This is a genomic window from Erythrobacter sp. AP23, from assembly GCF_001542855.1.
Lineage (GTDB): Bacteria > Pseudomonadota > Alphaproteobacteria > Sphingomonadales > Sphingomonadaceae > Qipengyuania.
The window spans coordinates 1-15,422 of sequence record NZ_LNBY01000008.1 but is presented as its reverse complement, the minus strand read 5'-3'; the positions used below and the strand labels follow the sequence as shown (position 1 = coordinate 15,422).

The window sequence follows — 15,422 nt, the reverse complement described above, 5'->3', positions numbered from 1 at the left end:
CGGCCAGCGCCAGACCGGCGGACAGAACCTGTTCGATCCGGCAGACAATCTAGAAAGCGACTATGCGCGCGATGCGCTCAGCCGCTGGTTTCAGCTGCTCTATGACGGCAAGCTCGAAGCCACCACGTTCGGCAATTTCGTCGAGCGTACCGGCCTCCGGCTTGAAAACCCCGATGGTGGGCTGACCGACAATCTCCCCACCATCCAGCGCTGGCTGAACCGCATTCTTGCGCTGCCGATCGCGCTCCAGAACGCCATATTCGACGAATACCTTGGCCTCTTCGAAGCGCGGATCGAAGCCGCGCGCGAAGCCGGAACGCTCGACCAGGGACTGGAAACCGTCAGGGTCGATCTTTTCAATGTCCTAGCAGATGAACTCCTGCGCACCGATCCCGTGACCGGAGCGGAGACCCGCCTCGTCTCGCTGGAAGTGACCAGGCACCTTCGGCCTCTACGCTTGCAGCGCCTCGTACGCATGCACGAGATCGGCGGCCCGCGCGCGATCCCGATGCGCAATGCGCGCTCGGGCAAGGTCGCACTGTCGGTTCCGGCCCGACGGCTCATCGCCGACGACGGCGCCGTGATCGAACGTCGGCGCCTGCTGCGCCCGCTCAAGTCTGCAAACTGGGCGCTTGAGGCACTCGCTGAAAGCCACTGGGAGGAAATTGGCGTCACTGCGTTCACGAGCGCCTGGCGGGCTGAGGAAGAGGAGGCTGCCGCCTCACCGGTGACCGAGCGCGTCCATCTTGCCACTGGGCTGCTGCTACCGGTCTGGAAGCGCCTGCCCGGCGATCATGTTCGGGTCACCCGGCTCGTTGCCGAAGATGGTCAATCGATCATCGGTCGCGAAGTGCTCGATATCGATCTCGCCGCAATCGCCGAGACCTTTGGTCTTTCCGAAATTACCGGACCGGCGCCTGAGCAGATCGGCGAGCTCGTCCTCGTCAGCGGCAAACCGCTGGGCCTTACAAGCCACGATCCACTTACCGTGAAGCGCTCGCTGGTCGCCGGCGAACAGCGCCTCGAACTGACCGGGTTCTCGCCGGATCGGCTCGACTGGTACAAGGGCAAGGGCTGCTTCACCGAGATCATCCGCTACCGCACGCGGCTGTTCGTGCCAGTCTCCGCTGCCTCGTCGGTCCTTCCTGCGCTTGCCGCCCGATCCCTCGGGCAGACCCCAATCTCAGAATGAGAGTGGAGGGAGCCCTTTGGGCTTGTGGGCCTCGTGATCCTCACCTGCGCCCTCATTCCATCAGGAGAACACCCATGATCCAGTCGATCCCCTTGACGAAGCTCGTTCCCAGCCCGCGCAACGTTCGCAAGTCTAGCGACGTGCTGGCCGACCTCCAGCTGCGGGCAGACATTGCCGCGCGCGGCCTGCTGCAGAACCTCGTCGTGCGGAAAGGAAAGCGCGGTAAGTTCGAGGTCGAGGCCGGCGGTCGCCGTCTCGCCGCGCTGCAGGCGCTGGCCGAAGAGGGCACATTGCCCGAGAATCACGGGGTTACTTGCCTCGTCATCGAAGGCGAGGAAAGCGAGGTGCGCGAAGCCAGCCTTGCCGAAAACTTCCAGCGCCTCGCGATGAACCCGGCCGACGAGGCGCAGGCCTTCGCATCGATCATCGACGCGGGTGCCACGGTCGAAGACTTGGCGCGCCGCTTCGGTCTCACCGTCCGGTTCGTCGAAGGGCGCCTGCGTTTGGCAAGTCTCGCACCCTGCGTCTTCGAAGCGCTCGCCGAAAGCGCAATTACGCTCGACATGGCGAAGGCCTATGGCGCGATTTCCGACGTGGAGCGGCAGGCGCATGTCTATGCCGAGTTGCAGCACGCCTGGTACCAGATCACGCCTGACACAATCCGCCGCATGGTGCTCGATGCCACGGTGCGCGGTTCCGATCCGCGAGCAGTTCTCGTAGGACGCGATGCCTACCTCGCCGCAGGTGGCAGGATTGAGCGCGAACTGTTCGACGATGATGACAGCGAGAGTTGGATCGATATCGCGCTGCTCGAAGACCTCGCACACAAGGCCATGGAAGAGGCGGCAGAGAAAACAGCACTCGAATACGGCATTGCCTGGGTGCGTCCGACGCTGGGCAACTATGTCAGCCATGACCTTGTCGAAGGTCTGGGCCGTCTGCCCTGCGAGCCTGCGCCGATGACCGAACAGGAAGCGCAGGAGCTCGGCGAACTCGAGGCCGACTACGACCGCGTCGCCGCCGTGCTCGAAGACGAAGACAGTGACGAGGACGAGATCGCCAAGGCCGAACGCGAACTCGTCGTCATCGACCGCGCCATGCGCGCGCTCAATGATCGTCCCCCCGTGCTTGCCGACGAGTTGAAATCCGAGGCCGGTGCCTTCCTCGTCCTCTCGCGTAATGGCGAACCGACACTCGTACCGCAGTTCTATACCGAGAGCGAGGTCATCACCGACGACGAAGGCGTGGTCGAGGCCGTCGAGGAAAGCGGAGCGGCGAAGCCCAAGGGCAGCTCGCTGTCCCAGCGCTTGCTGGACGAGCTCGCGATGCAACGCCGCGACATCCTGGCAATCCATCTCGCAAACGATCCGGCACTGGCGCTCGACTTCATGGTCTTCACGCTTGCCGATGCCGATGCGCGCGACTGGCGCGCCAAGAAGGCGTCGACGCTGGTCGGCTCGGTGGCTTCCGGGCCGGTCACTGGGTTCGAAGCCAAGGACGCACCGGCGAGCGCTGCTCTGGCGGAGTTTGCCGGGTCACTCGATGAAAGCTGGCGTGCTGGGACAAGCGATGTCGAGCGGTTTGCAAGGTTCCGGGCACTTTCCGACGAGTCGCGCTCGGCCTGGCTCGGCTATGTCGTCTCGCGCACTCTAGTTGCCAGCCTTGCCTGCGAAGGCGAGCGCTCGGTGCCGATGCATGAGGCGCTCGGCTCGCTCCTCGAAATCGAAACCGCGCATTGGTGGCGTCCCACGGCAGCGAATTATTTTGATCGCGTGGCCAAGGCCCGCACGCTCGAAGCACTCGACGCCGTCGGCGGTCCCGAACTAGTCAGTCGCTATGCCGCCTCCAAGAAGGCCGAATTGGCGAGCGCTGCGGAGCGCATCTTCTCAGGCAACTTCATCGGCGAGGCCGACGTGATGGAACGGGCGCAGGCCTGGGTGCCTTCGATCATGCGTTTCGCCGGTTCCGACGGAGCCGGGCTGGCGGACCACGGAGGCGACGAGGCGGTCAACGCCGAAGCAACTGACAAAATTGCCGAGCAGGCTGCCTGACCCCTCCTGACAGGTCCAGGTCACTCGGCGGGCGGTCCGTCCCAATCGGGACGGGCCGCCTTTTCTATGTCAAATTTTGGGCCGTAAGCGGAATTTCCGCTTTCAGTGACGGAAGGGCAATACCCGCCGTTAGTATTCCTTTGAGGGCGCGCTAGCATCAGCCTCAGAGATAGCTCGCAACACGGATCGTCATGAACAAAAAAGCGAGAAGCGAAGCCAAGGCAAGTATTGCGACCGCTTCTTGCTTGGCCGTTAACGGCCAATGATCAAATGGCCAATTGAGCAGCAGTACACCACCGATATCCATCAGGCCCGACATGCCGACGAATACCGGTTGGCGGATTTAAGGAAGAGTTCCTACGGCGGGGGATTGGGGGGATCCGCGCTGCTAGCGGCACTATCCTCTTGCTGCCACGTTGGTGTGACAGAACCGCTGCCGGCATTCAGGCTGAAAAAATTGAGCACCCTCAGCGGCATGCACAAACCCAGCTCGCGCCGCACCTGCAAGGCGTTTCCCGTTCAGCTTCTAAGACTAGCGTCTTGGTAGCTCAAGCCACGAGCGCACCACCAAGGCGCACGCGTTCGCGGGCCAGGCTGTCTGCGGCGAGGTTCGGCGCTTGGCCTGATTGCTCGGCGCGAGCCAACACTCGCGCAAGACGCTCTGCGGTGCCGTCGACGCGGCGGACCACCTCTTGATTGTCCCAGCCCAGATGTTCGGCCGCCACATTGATTATGCCGCCTGCGTTGACCACACAGTCCGGCGCGTAGAGGATCCCGCGCTCGGCAAGGCGGACGCCGTCTTTTTCGGTCACGAGTTGGTTGTTCGCAGCGCCACAAACGACCTTGGCTTTCACCTTAGCAACAGTAATCGCGTCGAACACGCCACCCAGTGCGCAGGGTGCCAGGATGTCAGCTTCGACACCGCAGATCTCGTTCACATCTGCCACGACAGCTCCGGTCTCGGCAGCCAACTTGGCGACGCGATCTGAATTAGTGTCAGCCAGCACTAATTTCGCGCCTCGAGAATGCAGCAGTTTCGCTAATGCACCGCCGACATTACCGACGCCCTGGATCGCCACCGTACAATCGGACAGCGGTCGTGCGAGATGCTCCCGTGCCAGATTATCCATCGCGGCCAAGACGCCGCGCGCAGTCCATGGCGAAGGATCGCCGCCGGGCTTTCCCGAGACCTGCGGCAGCCCCGCCACGTGCACCGTCTCCAAGGCGATGGACTCCATGTCGGCAACACAGGTTCCGACGTCCTCCGCGGTGAAGTAACGCCCACGCAGCTTCGCGACCTCACGTCCGAAGGCGCGAAACAATTGCGCCCTATCGAACGGTTCGTCGGGGACCCGCAACACCGCCTTGGCTCCACCCAGTGGAAGCTCGGCAAGCGCATTCTTGTAGGTCATTCCACGCGCGAGCCGTGCTGCATCGACCAACATCTCGTTCCGCGAAGAATAATGCCAGAAGCGGCAACCGCCCGCCCCTGGCCCGAGCGCCGTCGAATGGAGTGCAATCACGCCATCGAGTCCTGCCTCTTCATTTCGAAGCACGAAGTACTCCGTGTCCCCCTCGTTCTGCATGTGATCTTTCATGAAACCCTCCTGATCTGAATGGGGGCATTATCGGGACCAATTGTGGGAAAGTCGTACCTCATTGCTATGGATCATACGCTACTTCCGGTTATACTAACCCCTCAATGGCAGTTTGGAGAACGTTTTTGCCTGTCCTTGACGAATATGAGAGGAAAATACTCCGAGAGCTTCAACGCGATGCGAAGCAGACGACTGCCGAGGTCGCCGAGAAGGTCGGTCTCTCGCCCTCGCCTTGCTGGCGCCGGATCGCGCGGATGGAGCGCGAGGGGATAATTCGGGGCCATGTTGCAGTTGTGGACCGCAAAGCGGTGGGTCTCAACGCGCACATTTTCGCGCAGGTGAAACTAAACGCCCACGGCCGCGCCAATCTCGACGAATTTAGCGCCGCAATCGGCGCCTTCCCGCAGGTTCTCGATGCCTACGTGCTCATGGGCACGACCGACTTCATGCTGCGCATCGTCGCCGAGGACATCGAGGCTTATGAACGGTTCTTCTTCGACAGCCTGAGCAAATTGCCCGGAGTCCAGGAGATCAACTCCACCGTCGCCCTGTCGCAGATCAAATCGAGCAACGAGCTGCCGATTTGACCTGCCGGAGTGGGCCACCCTCAGTTCGAGCCTACTGCCCGCGCGCCGCCTCCGCTGCGCGCATAAGACGCAAGACGTTGCCGCTGGTCATTTTCTCGATATCGTTCGGACTGTGGCCCGCTTCCAGCAGGCGCTGGGTTACGATCGGTAGCCCGGTAATGTCTTCGAGGCCCTGAATGCCGCCACCGCCGTCCCAATCGGCCCCGAAACACACGTGATCAACCCCGGCCAATTCGATCAGCTGCAGCAGCGCATCCATGTACTGCTCAAAGCTGGTCGCCCACATCGGCTCTGTCTCGTCGAGCGCACGCCAGCGGCGACTGAGCTCCTGCTGTTCCGCGGGAGAGAGGTCGGCGATGCTCTCGTACTGTTCGAACAGGGCCCCCCGTTCCTCGGTCAGGTTCATGGTGCTGAGAAACACCGTGGACATGCACATGGCTCCGCCGCTTTGAGCGAGGCGGCGAATACGCGCGTTATCGAGGTTGCGCGGGTGATCGAAAGCCGCCTTTGGAGAACTGTGCGAAAGGATCAGCGGAGTTCTGGATAATGCGACCATCTCGTCGAAAGCGGCATCCGAAGAGTGGCTGGCGTCGATCACCATGCCGAGCCGGTTCATTTCCGCCACCCATGCGCGGCCGAGCGGGCTCAGCCCGTTCCACCTAGCCTCGCCACCCGCTGCGTCAGCGAATTGATTGGTGCCTGAGTGGACCGGTCCCGCCATGCGAACCCCGCGGTCGTAGAACTCTCGCAACAGCGAGAGATCCTCGCCCAACGGATAGCTGTTCTCGATCGCTTTCAAGGCCACAAGCTGGCCAGCAGCCGCAAGTGCCTCGACTTCGTCCGCACTGCGCGCGAAGCGGATCATTTCCGGATGAGCGGCAATCTCCCGGTCGATTGCGTCGGAGCGCCCGCGCGCAAAGGCCAGCGCATCGCGATAGCCCGCAGACGTAAGCTCACCTTGCTCCGTATAGATGACGAAGAAGCCACCATCGAGATGCCCTTCCGCCATGCGGCCCAGATCGACCTGGGCGATCTCGTTCGCGACATCATGGCGCGCCGCGAAGTCCCAGCCTTCCCGCCCGAAATTGATGGGAGTGTCGAGATGGGTGTCCAGCACGAGCAGGTCGCGGTGTACCGCGGCTGCATCGACTGAACCCTGCGTCGAAGTGGAAGCGCAACCTGACAGCCCCAGGGCTGCGATACCGATGGCGGCGATGGTCTTCATTCTGCGTCTCCGACAGGCTTGAGATCGAGATCGTGATAATCCCAGCTAAAATCCGCGATGGGGCTGACGGCTTTCATCGTCACCCTCGATACCGCGCCCTCGGCATCTAGTGCGAAGGTCACGAAAGCAGGTTCGATCGCCGGATCGTCGAACACTGTCTTGAACGTATCGTATTGCCAATGCTCCAGCCGCCCTTCCATGCGCGGGGTCGTCGTGAAGTCGATCGTCAATCCCTGCGGATCTTCGCCGATCACGACATCCCCGTACCACGGATCCCGATAACGCCCGGCATACCGCCCTGTCTGAAGCGATGGACCGACGTCGACCGGGGTTGCGTTGGACTGCTCGAGAAACTGCCTGCCACCTTCCAGCCGCGCTTCGAACCAGTTTTGCCATTTGGTCGTCCAGTCAAAATCGGGTTCGTCGAGATAATGGTCGAGCAGATCGTAGGTCAGCCCGAGCAGCATGCCGCTTTCTTCCGAATTGGTCATGATCGCGAAGCCCACGTCCAGCTCGGGGATCATCACCACGCGGGTGATCGACCCGAACACACCGCCGCCATGCGAGATGATCCGATGGCCGCGATAATCCTGTACCTGCCAGCCGAGCGCATAGGATTGATAAGTCGGCTGTGCGGGCTTCAACTGATCGGGGAGCGTCGGGGTCGGCATTGCCGTCACAGGCTTCCACATTTCGCGAGCCTGCTCTTCGCTGAACAGCCTGCCGCCCTCTGGAAGCGCGCCGTGTGCCAGCTGGATCTTCAGCCATGCGGCCATATCCTCAGCGCTCAGGGCTAGACCACCCGCGGGTGCGGCGCTGCGCCCGAGCTCGTCACGCTCATCCAGAGCCTGCTGATCGCCCAAGCCGCGCAAGGCTCCGGACAGCCTCGCGTGCGGATAGGAGCGGTTGGGAGTGTTGAAGCGATCGGCGCTCTCGCTCGTCGCATCGTCCATGCCGCCCGCGCGCAGGACCCGTTCACGCACGAAGTCCTCCCAGGTCTGCCCGGTCACTTCTTCTATGAGTTGGCCAGCCACGGCGTAGAGGATGTTATCGTAGGCATAGGCGGACCGGAAACTGGTCTTGGGTTCAAGATGCGCAACGCGTTCGACCGTTTCCCGGCGCGTGAGGCTGCTCCGAGGGACGAACAGCAGATCGCCTTGACCGAGACCAAGGCCGCTGCGATGAACCAGCAAATCGCGGATGGTGATCTCTCGCGTGACCCAAGGGTCGTACATGCGAAACCAGGGCATGTGCTTGATCACCGGGTCGTCCCATTCGATCTTGCCCTCGTCCACTAAGATGGCGAGCGCCGCCGCCGTCTTGGCCTTGCCGGTCGAACCGGTCTGGAAGATGGTCTCGCCGTCAACCGGCGCACTCTCGCCCAGCTTGCGCACGCCCCAGCCGCGGGCAAGGGTCGTCTCCCCCTGCTCGACGATTGCAATGGAAATGCCCGGCGCTCCAATCTCCTGCCGCAGCGTTTCGACCTCATCGATGAAATTTTCGGGCGGTGCCGACCAAGCCTGAGCAGGGAACGCGAATAGCGCAGCGGTGGCGAGAAGGTGAAGAGGCTTCATGGAGTAGTATCCTAACGCTTGGAGGAGCGGCGGGTGAGTAGGCGGTAGGTGGCGATAGCCAACAGGGGAACGACGTAGACAGCCAGGAACAACCAGGCGAGGAAGCGGTATCCGCTCGCGATGAGGTCCACCAAGCCGATTTCGGCCGCAACGAACATGCAGCCGGCCAGAATGAAGGCACCGATTACGGAGCGCATTAAAGTGCCGAGGTCGGGTCGGCCGCGAGCCTGCAGGGCACTGGCAATGCGTTCGTTCACAGCGTGGATGGCGCCGACGCCACTTTCGAGCAGGGCTACGAAGATCATCAGCTGGAAGACCACCGCAAAACCGGGAACGTCCATCTGCCGCAGGAGAAAATCGGAAGGCAGCGTTTCGGCGCCGACTGCGGGATAAAACGCGACCATGGCAACGAAGAACAGGATTGCCGGCAGCATCGTCAGCGGCCCCGCGATGACTCCGGCGACGATCGCGTCCCGCGTGCTGGTCAGGTGACGCAGGACCGGCAGGATGATGACCGCACCGACAATGTTGTAGCTGGCGTAGGTAAGTCCGCCTGCGAACCAACCGTCCTGCGGAGGGGGCGACTCCGAAAATCCCTGGCCGATGCGATCGCCGAACGTGGCCAGCGCGAGGATCAGGAATAGAGCATAGACCGTGTAAATGAGAAAAGAGGCGTAGCGGAATAGTTGCTCTACGGTTCCAGTGCCGAACGATACCACCGCGAGGATCGTCACGGCCAGAGCGATAGAGCCCACAAGGGCCGGCCAGCCGAACGTCGCGGCGCCGATCTCTCCCGCCGCCGCACCGAAAACTGCGATGATCAGCACGACGAAGATGAGATAGGATATTTCAAAAAGCACCCAACCCGGGCCCAGCAATCCACGAAAGAACGACTTATAGTCGTAGGCCTGCATTTCGCGCGCCATTGCGAAGGTAACGGCTGCAACCAAGCTCCAGATGCCGGTCGCCAGCAGCATCGCAGCCAACCCGCCCCAAGGGCCTGAGGGAATGAAGTACTCGGCCAGTTCGCGGCCCGTGGCATAGCCTCCGCCGATGATGACAGCTTTTAGCGCAAATCCAGGCAGCAGGAAGCGCTGGAACCAGCTGCTTCTAGCGCGCGGATCGGCCTCGGTCATGCGAGGCAGGCCTCCACAAGAGCATCGAAGGGCGCGCCACCCCGAACCGGATCTGCGACCGGAAGACCGAGGCGCGCGCTCTCGTCGGCCAGAAGCTGCGCAGCCTCGCCTTCACTCATGCTGGAAGTGTTGAGGCTGACTCCGCCGCAGCGGATTGCAGGATTAGTCCGGCTACCGAGGCGCACCGTCATATCGATGACCTCCTCGATCGTGGGTAGATCGAACCCCTCGAGCCCGAGGATCGTCGAGCGCGTGGGATCATGGCAGACGACGAATACATCGGGCTGGCTGCCGTGCAACAGACCGAGCGAAACGGCTGCGTAGGAGGGATTAAAGATGGAGCCCTGCCCCTCGACCACGTCCCAATGCTGCGCATGAGCATCGGGGCTCAGCACTTCGGCCGCTCCCGCCTCGAAATCTGATACAACCGCGTCCATCGGCATACCGCCTCCAGCGATCATGATCCCCGTCTGGCCGGTAGCGCGGAAGTCTGCATCGACGCCGCGAGCTTGGAAGGCACGATAAAGGGCCAGCGCCGTATATTTCTTGCCCAGCGCACAATCGGTGCCCACCGTGAGCAGCCGCTTCCCGCTGCGTTTGCGTCCCGTACCCACCGGAATGCTCGCAGGAGGCGTGCGAACGTCGATGAGCTGCCTGTTGTTTCGCTTGGCGGCTTCGGCAAGTGCGGGGATACTCGCCAGCCGCACATGCAGGCCGCTGATGATGTGCAATCCTGCGTCCAGCGCTGCGACCAGGGCATCGATCCAACTCGCCGGGATCACCCCCCCTTGGTTGGCCACGCCGATTACCAGCGACTTAGCGCCCGCCTCACCGGCCTCGACGGCGGTGATCCGCGGTAGGCCTGTCGAAACTGTAGCGCCTGGCAGAGCCATTTCGCCGACACACTGGTCGGGAGCCCAATGAGCTAGGCCGAGTGCGGTCTTGGCGAAGCTGGCCTCGGTCGTGTCGCCCAGGAAGAGCAGATAAGGTTGGGGCAGTACAGAAACCCGCGGAATGGGAGCGTTCATTGCGACTGGCTTCCGAAAAGACTGGGGACGACTGGTGAGACGGATGAGCCCCATGTGAAATGAGTGCGTCCCAAGTGTGGGGATCGCTGCGGAGGCTGACTGCTGCCGGCATCTCTCGACATTGCCACTCCCCCGATTACCCAGATCAGGACATAATGTCCTAATCGGAGAATTGTCAACAAGATCGAGACAAATTACCAGCCCCAAATTCCGGAGGGACAGTGGATCATGCCCTCCCGGTATGTGACGCCCGGTCGGCGATCGTTAGCCAGAAAGGTGGGTCCGTCCAGATCCACGACGTCGCACACCTGGCCCAGAAGATAGGATGGAGCCATGGACAGGCTGGTCCCCATCATGTTCCCGACCATCACGCCAAGGCCGAGGCTGCGGGCCTCGCGGGCGATCGCCAGCCCCTCGGTCAACCCTCCGCACTTGTCGAGCTTGATATTCACGATGTCGAAACGGCCGACCATCGAAGCGGTATCGGCCAGTGTCACGGCGCTTTCGTCCGCAGCAAATGGGAGCGGCCGTTCGAAGCCGTCGAGGTGTTCTTCGGCTCCCCGCTTCAGCGGCTGTTCCAGCAATGCAATGCGGGTCTCGAGAAGCGCGGGCAGAAGTTCGCGCAAGCTGTCCGGCGAATATCCTTGATTGGCATCCACCCCAATCCAGACAGATGGCCGCGCCGCGCGGATCGCGCTCAAACGAGCGATGTCCAATTTCAGCTCACCCGTCAGCTTGACCTTGACAGGAGCGTCGGGATCGAGCGCGAGCGCAGCTTGCGCCATGGCACTCGGCTCCGCCGCCCCAAGCGTCATGGTCGACGGCAGCGGCCGGGGCGGATCGAGCCCGGCAAGTTCCCATACCGGGCGCCCTTTCTGCCGAGCCTCCAATTCCCAGTAGGCGCAGTCGATCGCATTACGCGCGCCGCCGGGTGGCATGAGGTTCTGCAGCTCCTCGCGCCCGGCGCCGGCCTCGATCCTCTCGCGCGCTTTTTCCGCCTCCGCGAGCATGTGATCGATGTCGTCATCCAGGTAGTAGACCCCGGCACCCTCGCCCCGGCCGCTGTGCTCGCCATCGGACAGCTCGGCGACCAGCAACTGCGTTTCGGTAAAAACATGACCCGAAATCCGGAACGGCTGGTGATAGGCGAATCGCTCGACTGCGAGGTTCAGCTGCAATCGTGTTTTAGTGTTCATGAATCAGTACACCATCCCGAAGCCGTAGAGGTTGTAGCCAAACGTAACCCAGACAAGAACGGCGGCCGCCAGAACCAGCAGGAACGCGGCAACCCGCATCGTCCAGGGGCGCTTTTGCTGCCAGGTCAGCCAGAGATGCCAGGCAGAAGCGACCAGCAGCCCGATCGTGGCCACCGGAGTGAGCACGCGCAAGAGGTTGATCAGCCAGTCGAGCGGCCCGCCAATGCTGCCCAGATCGCTGGAGAAGGAGATGATCAGCCAGATCCATCCCGCAACCGCTGCTAGGGTGAGCCATGCAAAGCTGCGGGAGACGCGCCAGGCGAGCAGCGACCGTTCCCGTAGCGCGAACTTTGCCCCGAAACGTCGGCGTACAAGGGCTCGGACCGGCCAGGCGACCGCTGCCAAGAGGACCAGGAAGAGAGACGCCATCAGGGCGGGCAATAACCACGCTGGATTGTAAGCGGCTGGCGCCGGCTCGAGCACCATGACGGGCGAGATGGGATCGAGGCTTACCCGTACGACGCGCCCGTCCACCACTTCCGCCGCCAGACGTTCGCCTGTCGCGGTATCCTGCCAGACAAAGGGTTCGATCTCCACCCAATCTCGCGCGCCGGCAGTGAGGCCGTCGAGCGCAGGAAAGGCGATCTTGCCGTCCGGACCGACAGTAATTTCGAGCGAGCCGAGCAAACCCAGCAGGCGCATGAAATTGGTGAAAGAACCGCGGCTGCTGACGTAATTGCCTGCCAGCATTGCCGCATGTTCGCGGGCCGTTTCTTCATCGACCCTGGCTTGGTTCTCCTCACCGGGCAGATACCGGTCGGCAAAGCCATGGAACAGCGCACTGCGGATGGCGCCTGATGCACCTTCCTCACCGTCGCTGTTCATGGAAATGTAGAGACCAATATCGTCTTCCGGAAACAGCCACAGGTAGCTGTGGAACCACTGGGTGTCGCCGCCATGCGCGATCGCGCGACGACCGTTGACCCAGCTTTCGTAGAAGCCAAGCGCCATCGAATTCAGCGGACCCACTCCGGGTGCATCGAAGTCATGCATCATTCGTGCGGTTTGGGGATTGAGGAGCGGGCCACCTTCGTTGAGGTGAGCCATCATGAACTTGCCCATGTCCGCCCCGGTCGCGGAAAGGCTACCGGCGGGCGCCGGGACCACGATTTCGAAGGGCTTTGGCTCCCCTGTCGCGACAGCATAGCCTTCGGACATCAACGGCTCGAGGCGCTTGGGCAGCGGTTGGCGAAACGTGGAGCGCGTCATGTCGAGGGGGTCGAATATTCGGCTATCGACATAGTCGTCGAAATTCATTCCGCTGGCCCGCTCGACGATGTGACCGGCAAGCGCCGTGGCATAGTTGGAATAGGCGGGGGTCGTTCCCGGGGCGAAGACCCGCTCGGGCAAGGCCAGAGGCATCAGCTCGCCCAGCGACATAACCGCCTCTGGATCGTCGGTGATCAGATAGCGGATCGATTCCTCGAAACCCGCGGTGTGCGTCATGATGTCGCGAAGGGTGATCGGCTTCCCTTCGAACGGAGGAATCTCGAATTCGAGATAGCGGTTCACATCCGTGTCGAGGTCGAGTTTACCCTCTTCGACCATCTGCATGACGGCAGTCCAGGTGAACAGCTTTGAGACCGAACCCGGACGAAAGAGCGTGCCCTCCGGCGTAACCGCTTCACGCGCTGCCACGTCCGCATAACCGTAGCCTTTCTGTAGGACCACTTCGTCGCCCCGGACAACCACGACTACCGCACCGGCGATCCCACCGCGCGCCAGTGCGTAGGGGAGGAAGCCGTCCAGCCACGCTTCCATGTCCGCCGCGTCGAGATTCGCAGTCTCAGCTTGAGAAGGAGCGGTAGCTCGTGCCGGTGCTGCTACAGGCTCAGGAGCCGTTTCCCGGGGGGCAGGACCCTGGGCACCCAGTGGCAGAGTGGCTAGTGCCGCCAGGCCGATCATGAACTTCTGAATGTAACGCATCGCATTCTCCCCCGAGACCGCTTCGCCAGCTTTTCGGCTGGACGTGGAACCCCTAATCAGTAACATGTACCCTAAGAGTTAACTTGTCTGAACTAGGACATAATGATCCTATTCAGAAAATTGTCAACGGGAGCCGTCGATTGGTAGCTGTGCAAGCGAAAGCGAGAACGCTTGGCGAGGTGATGCGCGAAATTCGCTCCCGTAACGGGTGGACGCTGAAGGAGATGAGCGAAAAATCCGGGATTCCCGTTTCGACGCTCTCCAAAGTCGAGCACAATCGGCTCACACTTTCCTATGACAAGCTGCAGCAACTCAGCCAGCGGCTCAATATCCGCATGTCCGATCTCTTCGCCGAGGAAGAGACGGCAGACAAGTCTCCGCGCGTCACCGGCCGCAGGAGCATCGGGAATTTAGACAATGCGGTCCGCGTGACCACGGACAATTACGATTATTTCTACCTTTGCACGGACTTGCGCCAGAAGCGCATGATACCGATCGTCACCCGCATCCGTGCACAGAGCGCTAAGGAGTTCGGGGACCTGGTCCGCCACAATGGCGAGGAATTCATCTATGTCATCGAAGGTGGGATCGAGGTTCATTCCGAATTCTACGATCCGGTCAGGGTCAATGCCGGCGAAGGTATCTACCTCGATTCATCGATGGGCCACGCCTATGTGACTGCCGAAGGCTGCGACGAAGCAGTGGTGCTCGGAGTGTGCTCGAGCGAGGATGACGGCCTCATGGATTCGTTGCTCAACCTGCACGGGTAAGCGACAGTTGAAGCAACCTTGCCCCAACCGCATCACCCTGCTTCAACGTACACATACTCGTGCTGGTTGTCGCGAACGGTGAGCGTACGGCGCCCGTCCTGTTCGCCGACGACCGCTTCGACAGGCACCAGGCCGGGGCCGGCGGTTACAACCGAAACGCTCCCGTCGGCATTTTCCCGCGTAGCAATCGGCCCTTCGACGAAGCCGGCCTTCATGGCGAGCGTGTCACCCTGCCTGGTAATCCTTATGGAGCCGATTTCGGGGTGCACGTAGTAGGAAGCGAGACCCGCGAGAACCGCCGGATCACCGGGCACGGTCAGGCTTGCTCGCTTGGCTTCAGCCTGCTTCTCCAGACGCGCAGCGGCGGCGGCGATCTCCTGCGTGGCCTCGGGATTGCCATCATAGACGACTTCGAGCAGCCGTCGCAGGAACGGCGCTAGCATGGAAGCTCCTGCGTCGGAATTGGTCAGGATAACGGCCCCAATCCCCGCCTCCGGTAGAAGGTAGAAGTTGCTGTGATAGCCTTGGAGCGTACCTCCGTGGGTCACCACCGAAACGTCTGCAATCTGCCGCTCCATCAGGCCCATTCCGTACCAGGCATTCTCTCCGATCGGCACTCCCCGCTTGCGGCGCTCGACGATGTTCTCTTCGCTGACCACCCGCACGCCTTCGGGAGACAGTCCTTTGGAAAGCTCGAGTTGGACGTATTTCGCCATGTCGGCTGCCGTCGACCAGGCACCGCCCGCCGGCCGGTGCGGTGTAATTAGATGGTTAAACCGGTTGGAGAGCAGTGTGACCTCGCCGTCGACGTCGAAGCCGTGCGGGCGAGCCCAATTGCCGCTTTCACCAGCCTCGAAATCGAAAGTGGTGTCGGACATGCCCAGCGGATCGAAAATCCGGGTCTCCATGGCTTTGTCAAACGCAGCGCCGAGTTCCATGTCGGGATACGCCAATGCTCCGCCGAGGTAACCGGCGGCGGATGCCATCAGGTTGTTGTACTGATACAACTCCCCGAAGTCGCTGGTGGGTTCGCTTTGTGCAAGCTGGCGAAACGTATCGGAAGCAGGGGCTCCGCTATT

General features: G+C 61.9%; 13 protein-coding genes. 4 read left to right on the top strand and 9 right to left on the bottom strand.

The features are described 5' to 3' along the window. Both ASS64_RS05140 and ASS64_RS05135 read left to right on the top strand, forming a co-directional pair. The coding region (locus ASS64_RS05140; RefSeq protein WP_198147654.1) for a strawberry notch C-terminal domain-containing protein at positions 1-1,192 on the top strand (1,192 nt) is incomplete at its 5' end. A gap of 74 nt (positions 1,193-1,266) precedes the next feature. Next, positions 1,267-3,243, top strand: coding sequence for a ParB/RepB/Spo0J family partition protein (locus tag ASS64_RS05135; RefSeq protein WP_067690952.1), 1,977 nt, complete (start codon positions 1,267-1,269; stop codon positions 3,241-3,243). Between the two features lie 163 nt (positions 3,244-3,406). Here ASS64_RS05135 and ASS64_RS16630 read toward each other — a convergent pair whose 3' ends face one another. Beyond that, complete coding sequence (locus tag ASS64_RS16630) at positions 3,407-3,562, bottom strand: hypothetical protein (protein ID WP_198147653.1); 156 nt, start codon at positions 3,560-3,562, stop codon at positions 3,407-3,409. A 229-nt stretch (positions 3,563-3,791) separates the two neighbouring features. Beyond that, the gene (locus ASS64_RS05130) at positions 3,792-4,841 is read right to left on the bottom strand and encodes a Glu/Leu/Phe/Val dehydrogenase (RefSeq protein WP_067690949.1); all 1,050 of its coding nucleotides are present in this window, start codon (positions 4,839-4,841) and stop codon (positions 3,792-3,794) included. A gap of 104 nt (positions 4,842-4,945) precedes the next feature. Here ASS64_RS05130 and ASS64_RS05125 point away from each other — a divergent pair, with 104 nt between their 5' ends. Further along, entirely contained in the window at positions 4,946-5,428 is a 483-nt protein-coding gene (locus ASS64_RS05125) for an Lrp/AsnC family transcriptional regulator (RefSeq protein WP_067690946.1), read from the top strand. A gap of 31 nt (positions 5,429-5,459) precedes the next feature. On the opposite strand, the gene ASS64_RS05120 is transcribed toward ASS64_RS05125, so the two are convergent. The 6 genes from ASS64_RS05120 to ASS64_RS05095 form a co-directional block, all read right to left on the bottom strand. Then, positions 5,460-6,653, bottom strand: a complete 1,194-nt coding sequence (locus ASS64_RS05120) for a dipeptidase (RefSeq protein WP_067690943.1) — start codon at positions 6,651-6,653, stop codon at positions 5,460-5,462. Further along, complete coding sequence (locus ASS64_RS05115; protein ID WP_067690940.1) at positions 6,650-8,227, bottom strand: serine hydrolase; 1,578 nt, start codon at positions 8,225-8,227, stop codon at positions 6,650-6,652. The genes ASS64_RS05120 and ASS64_RS05115 overlap by 4 nt, the downstream gene beginning before the upstream one ends. An 11-nt stretch (positions 8,228-8,238) precedes the next feature. Next, a complete protein-coding gene (locus ASS64_RS05110; RefSeq protein WP_067690937.1) occupies positions 8,239-9,363 on the bottom strand; it encodes a hypothetical protein in 1,125 nt (374 codons plus the stop codon). Beyond that, positions 9,360-10,391 (bottom strand): DUF1611 domain-containing protein, encoded by a 1,032-nt coding sequence (locus tag ASS64_RS05105; protein ID WP_067690934.1) that lies wholly within the window; start codon positions 10,389-10,391, stop codon positions 9,360-9,362. Before ASS64_RS05105 ends, ASS64_RS05110 begins: the two co-directional genes overlap by 4 nt. Positions 10,392-10,585: 194 nt before the next feature. Continuing rightward, complete coding sequence (locus ASS64_RS05100) at positions 10,586-11,587, bottom strand: dipeptide epimerase (RefSeq protein ID WP_067690931.1); 1,002 nt, start codon at positions 11,585-11,587, stop codon at positions 10,586-10,588. A 3-nt stretch (positions 11,588-11,590) separates the two neighbouring features. Further along, positions 11,591-13,552, bottom strand: a complete 1,962-nt coding sequence (locus ASS64_RS05095; RefSeq protein WP_234002333.1) for a serine hydrolase — start codon at positions 13,550-13,552, stop codon at positions 11,591-11,593. Between the two features lie 203 nt (positions 13,553-13,755). On the opposite strand from ASS64_RS05095, the gene ASS64_RS05090 reads away from it, so the two are divergent. Further along, positions 13,756-14,343 (top strand): helix-turn-helix domain-containing protein, encoded by a 588-nt coding sequence (locus ASS64_RS05090; RefSeq protein WP_067690925.1) that lies wholly within the window; start codon positions 13,756-13,758, stop codon positions 14,341-14,343. A 32-nt stretch (positions 14,344-14,375) separates the two neighbouring features. Here ASS64_RS05090 and ASS64_RS05085 read toward each other — a convergent pair. Then, positions 14,376-15,422: serine hydrolase (locus tag ASS64_RS05085; protein ID WP_157075087.1), on the bottom strand; the 1,047-nt coding region annotated here is incomplete at its 5' end.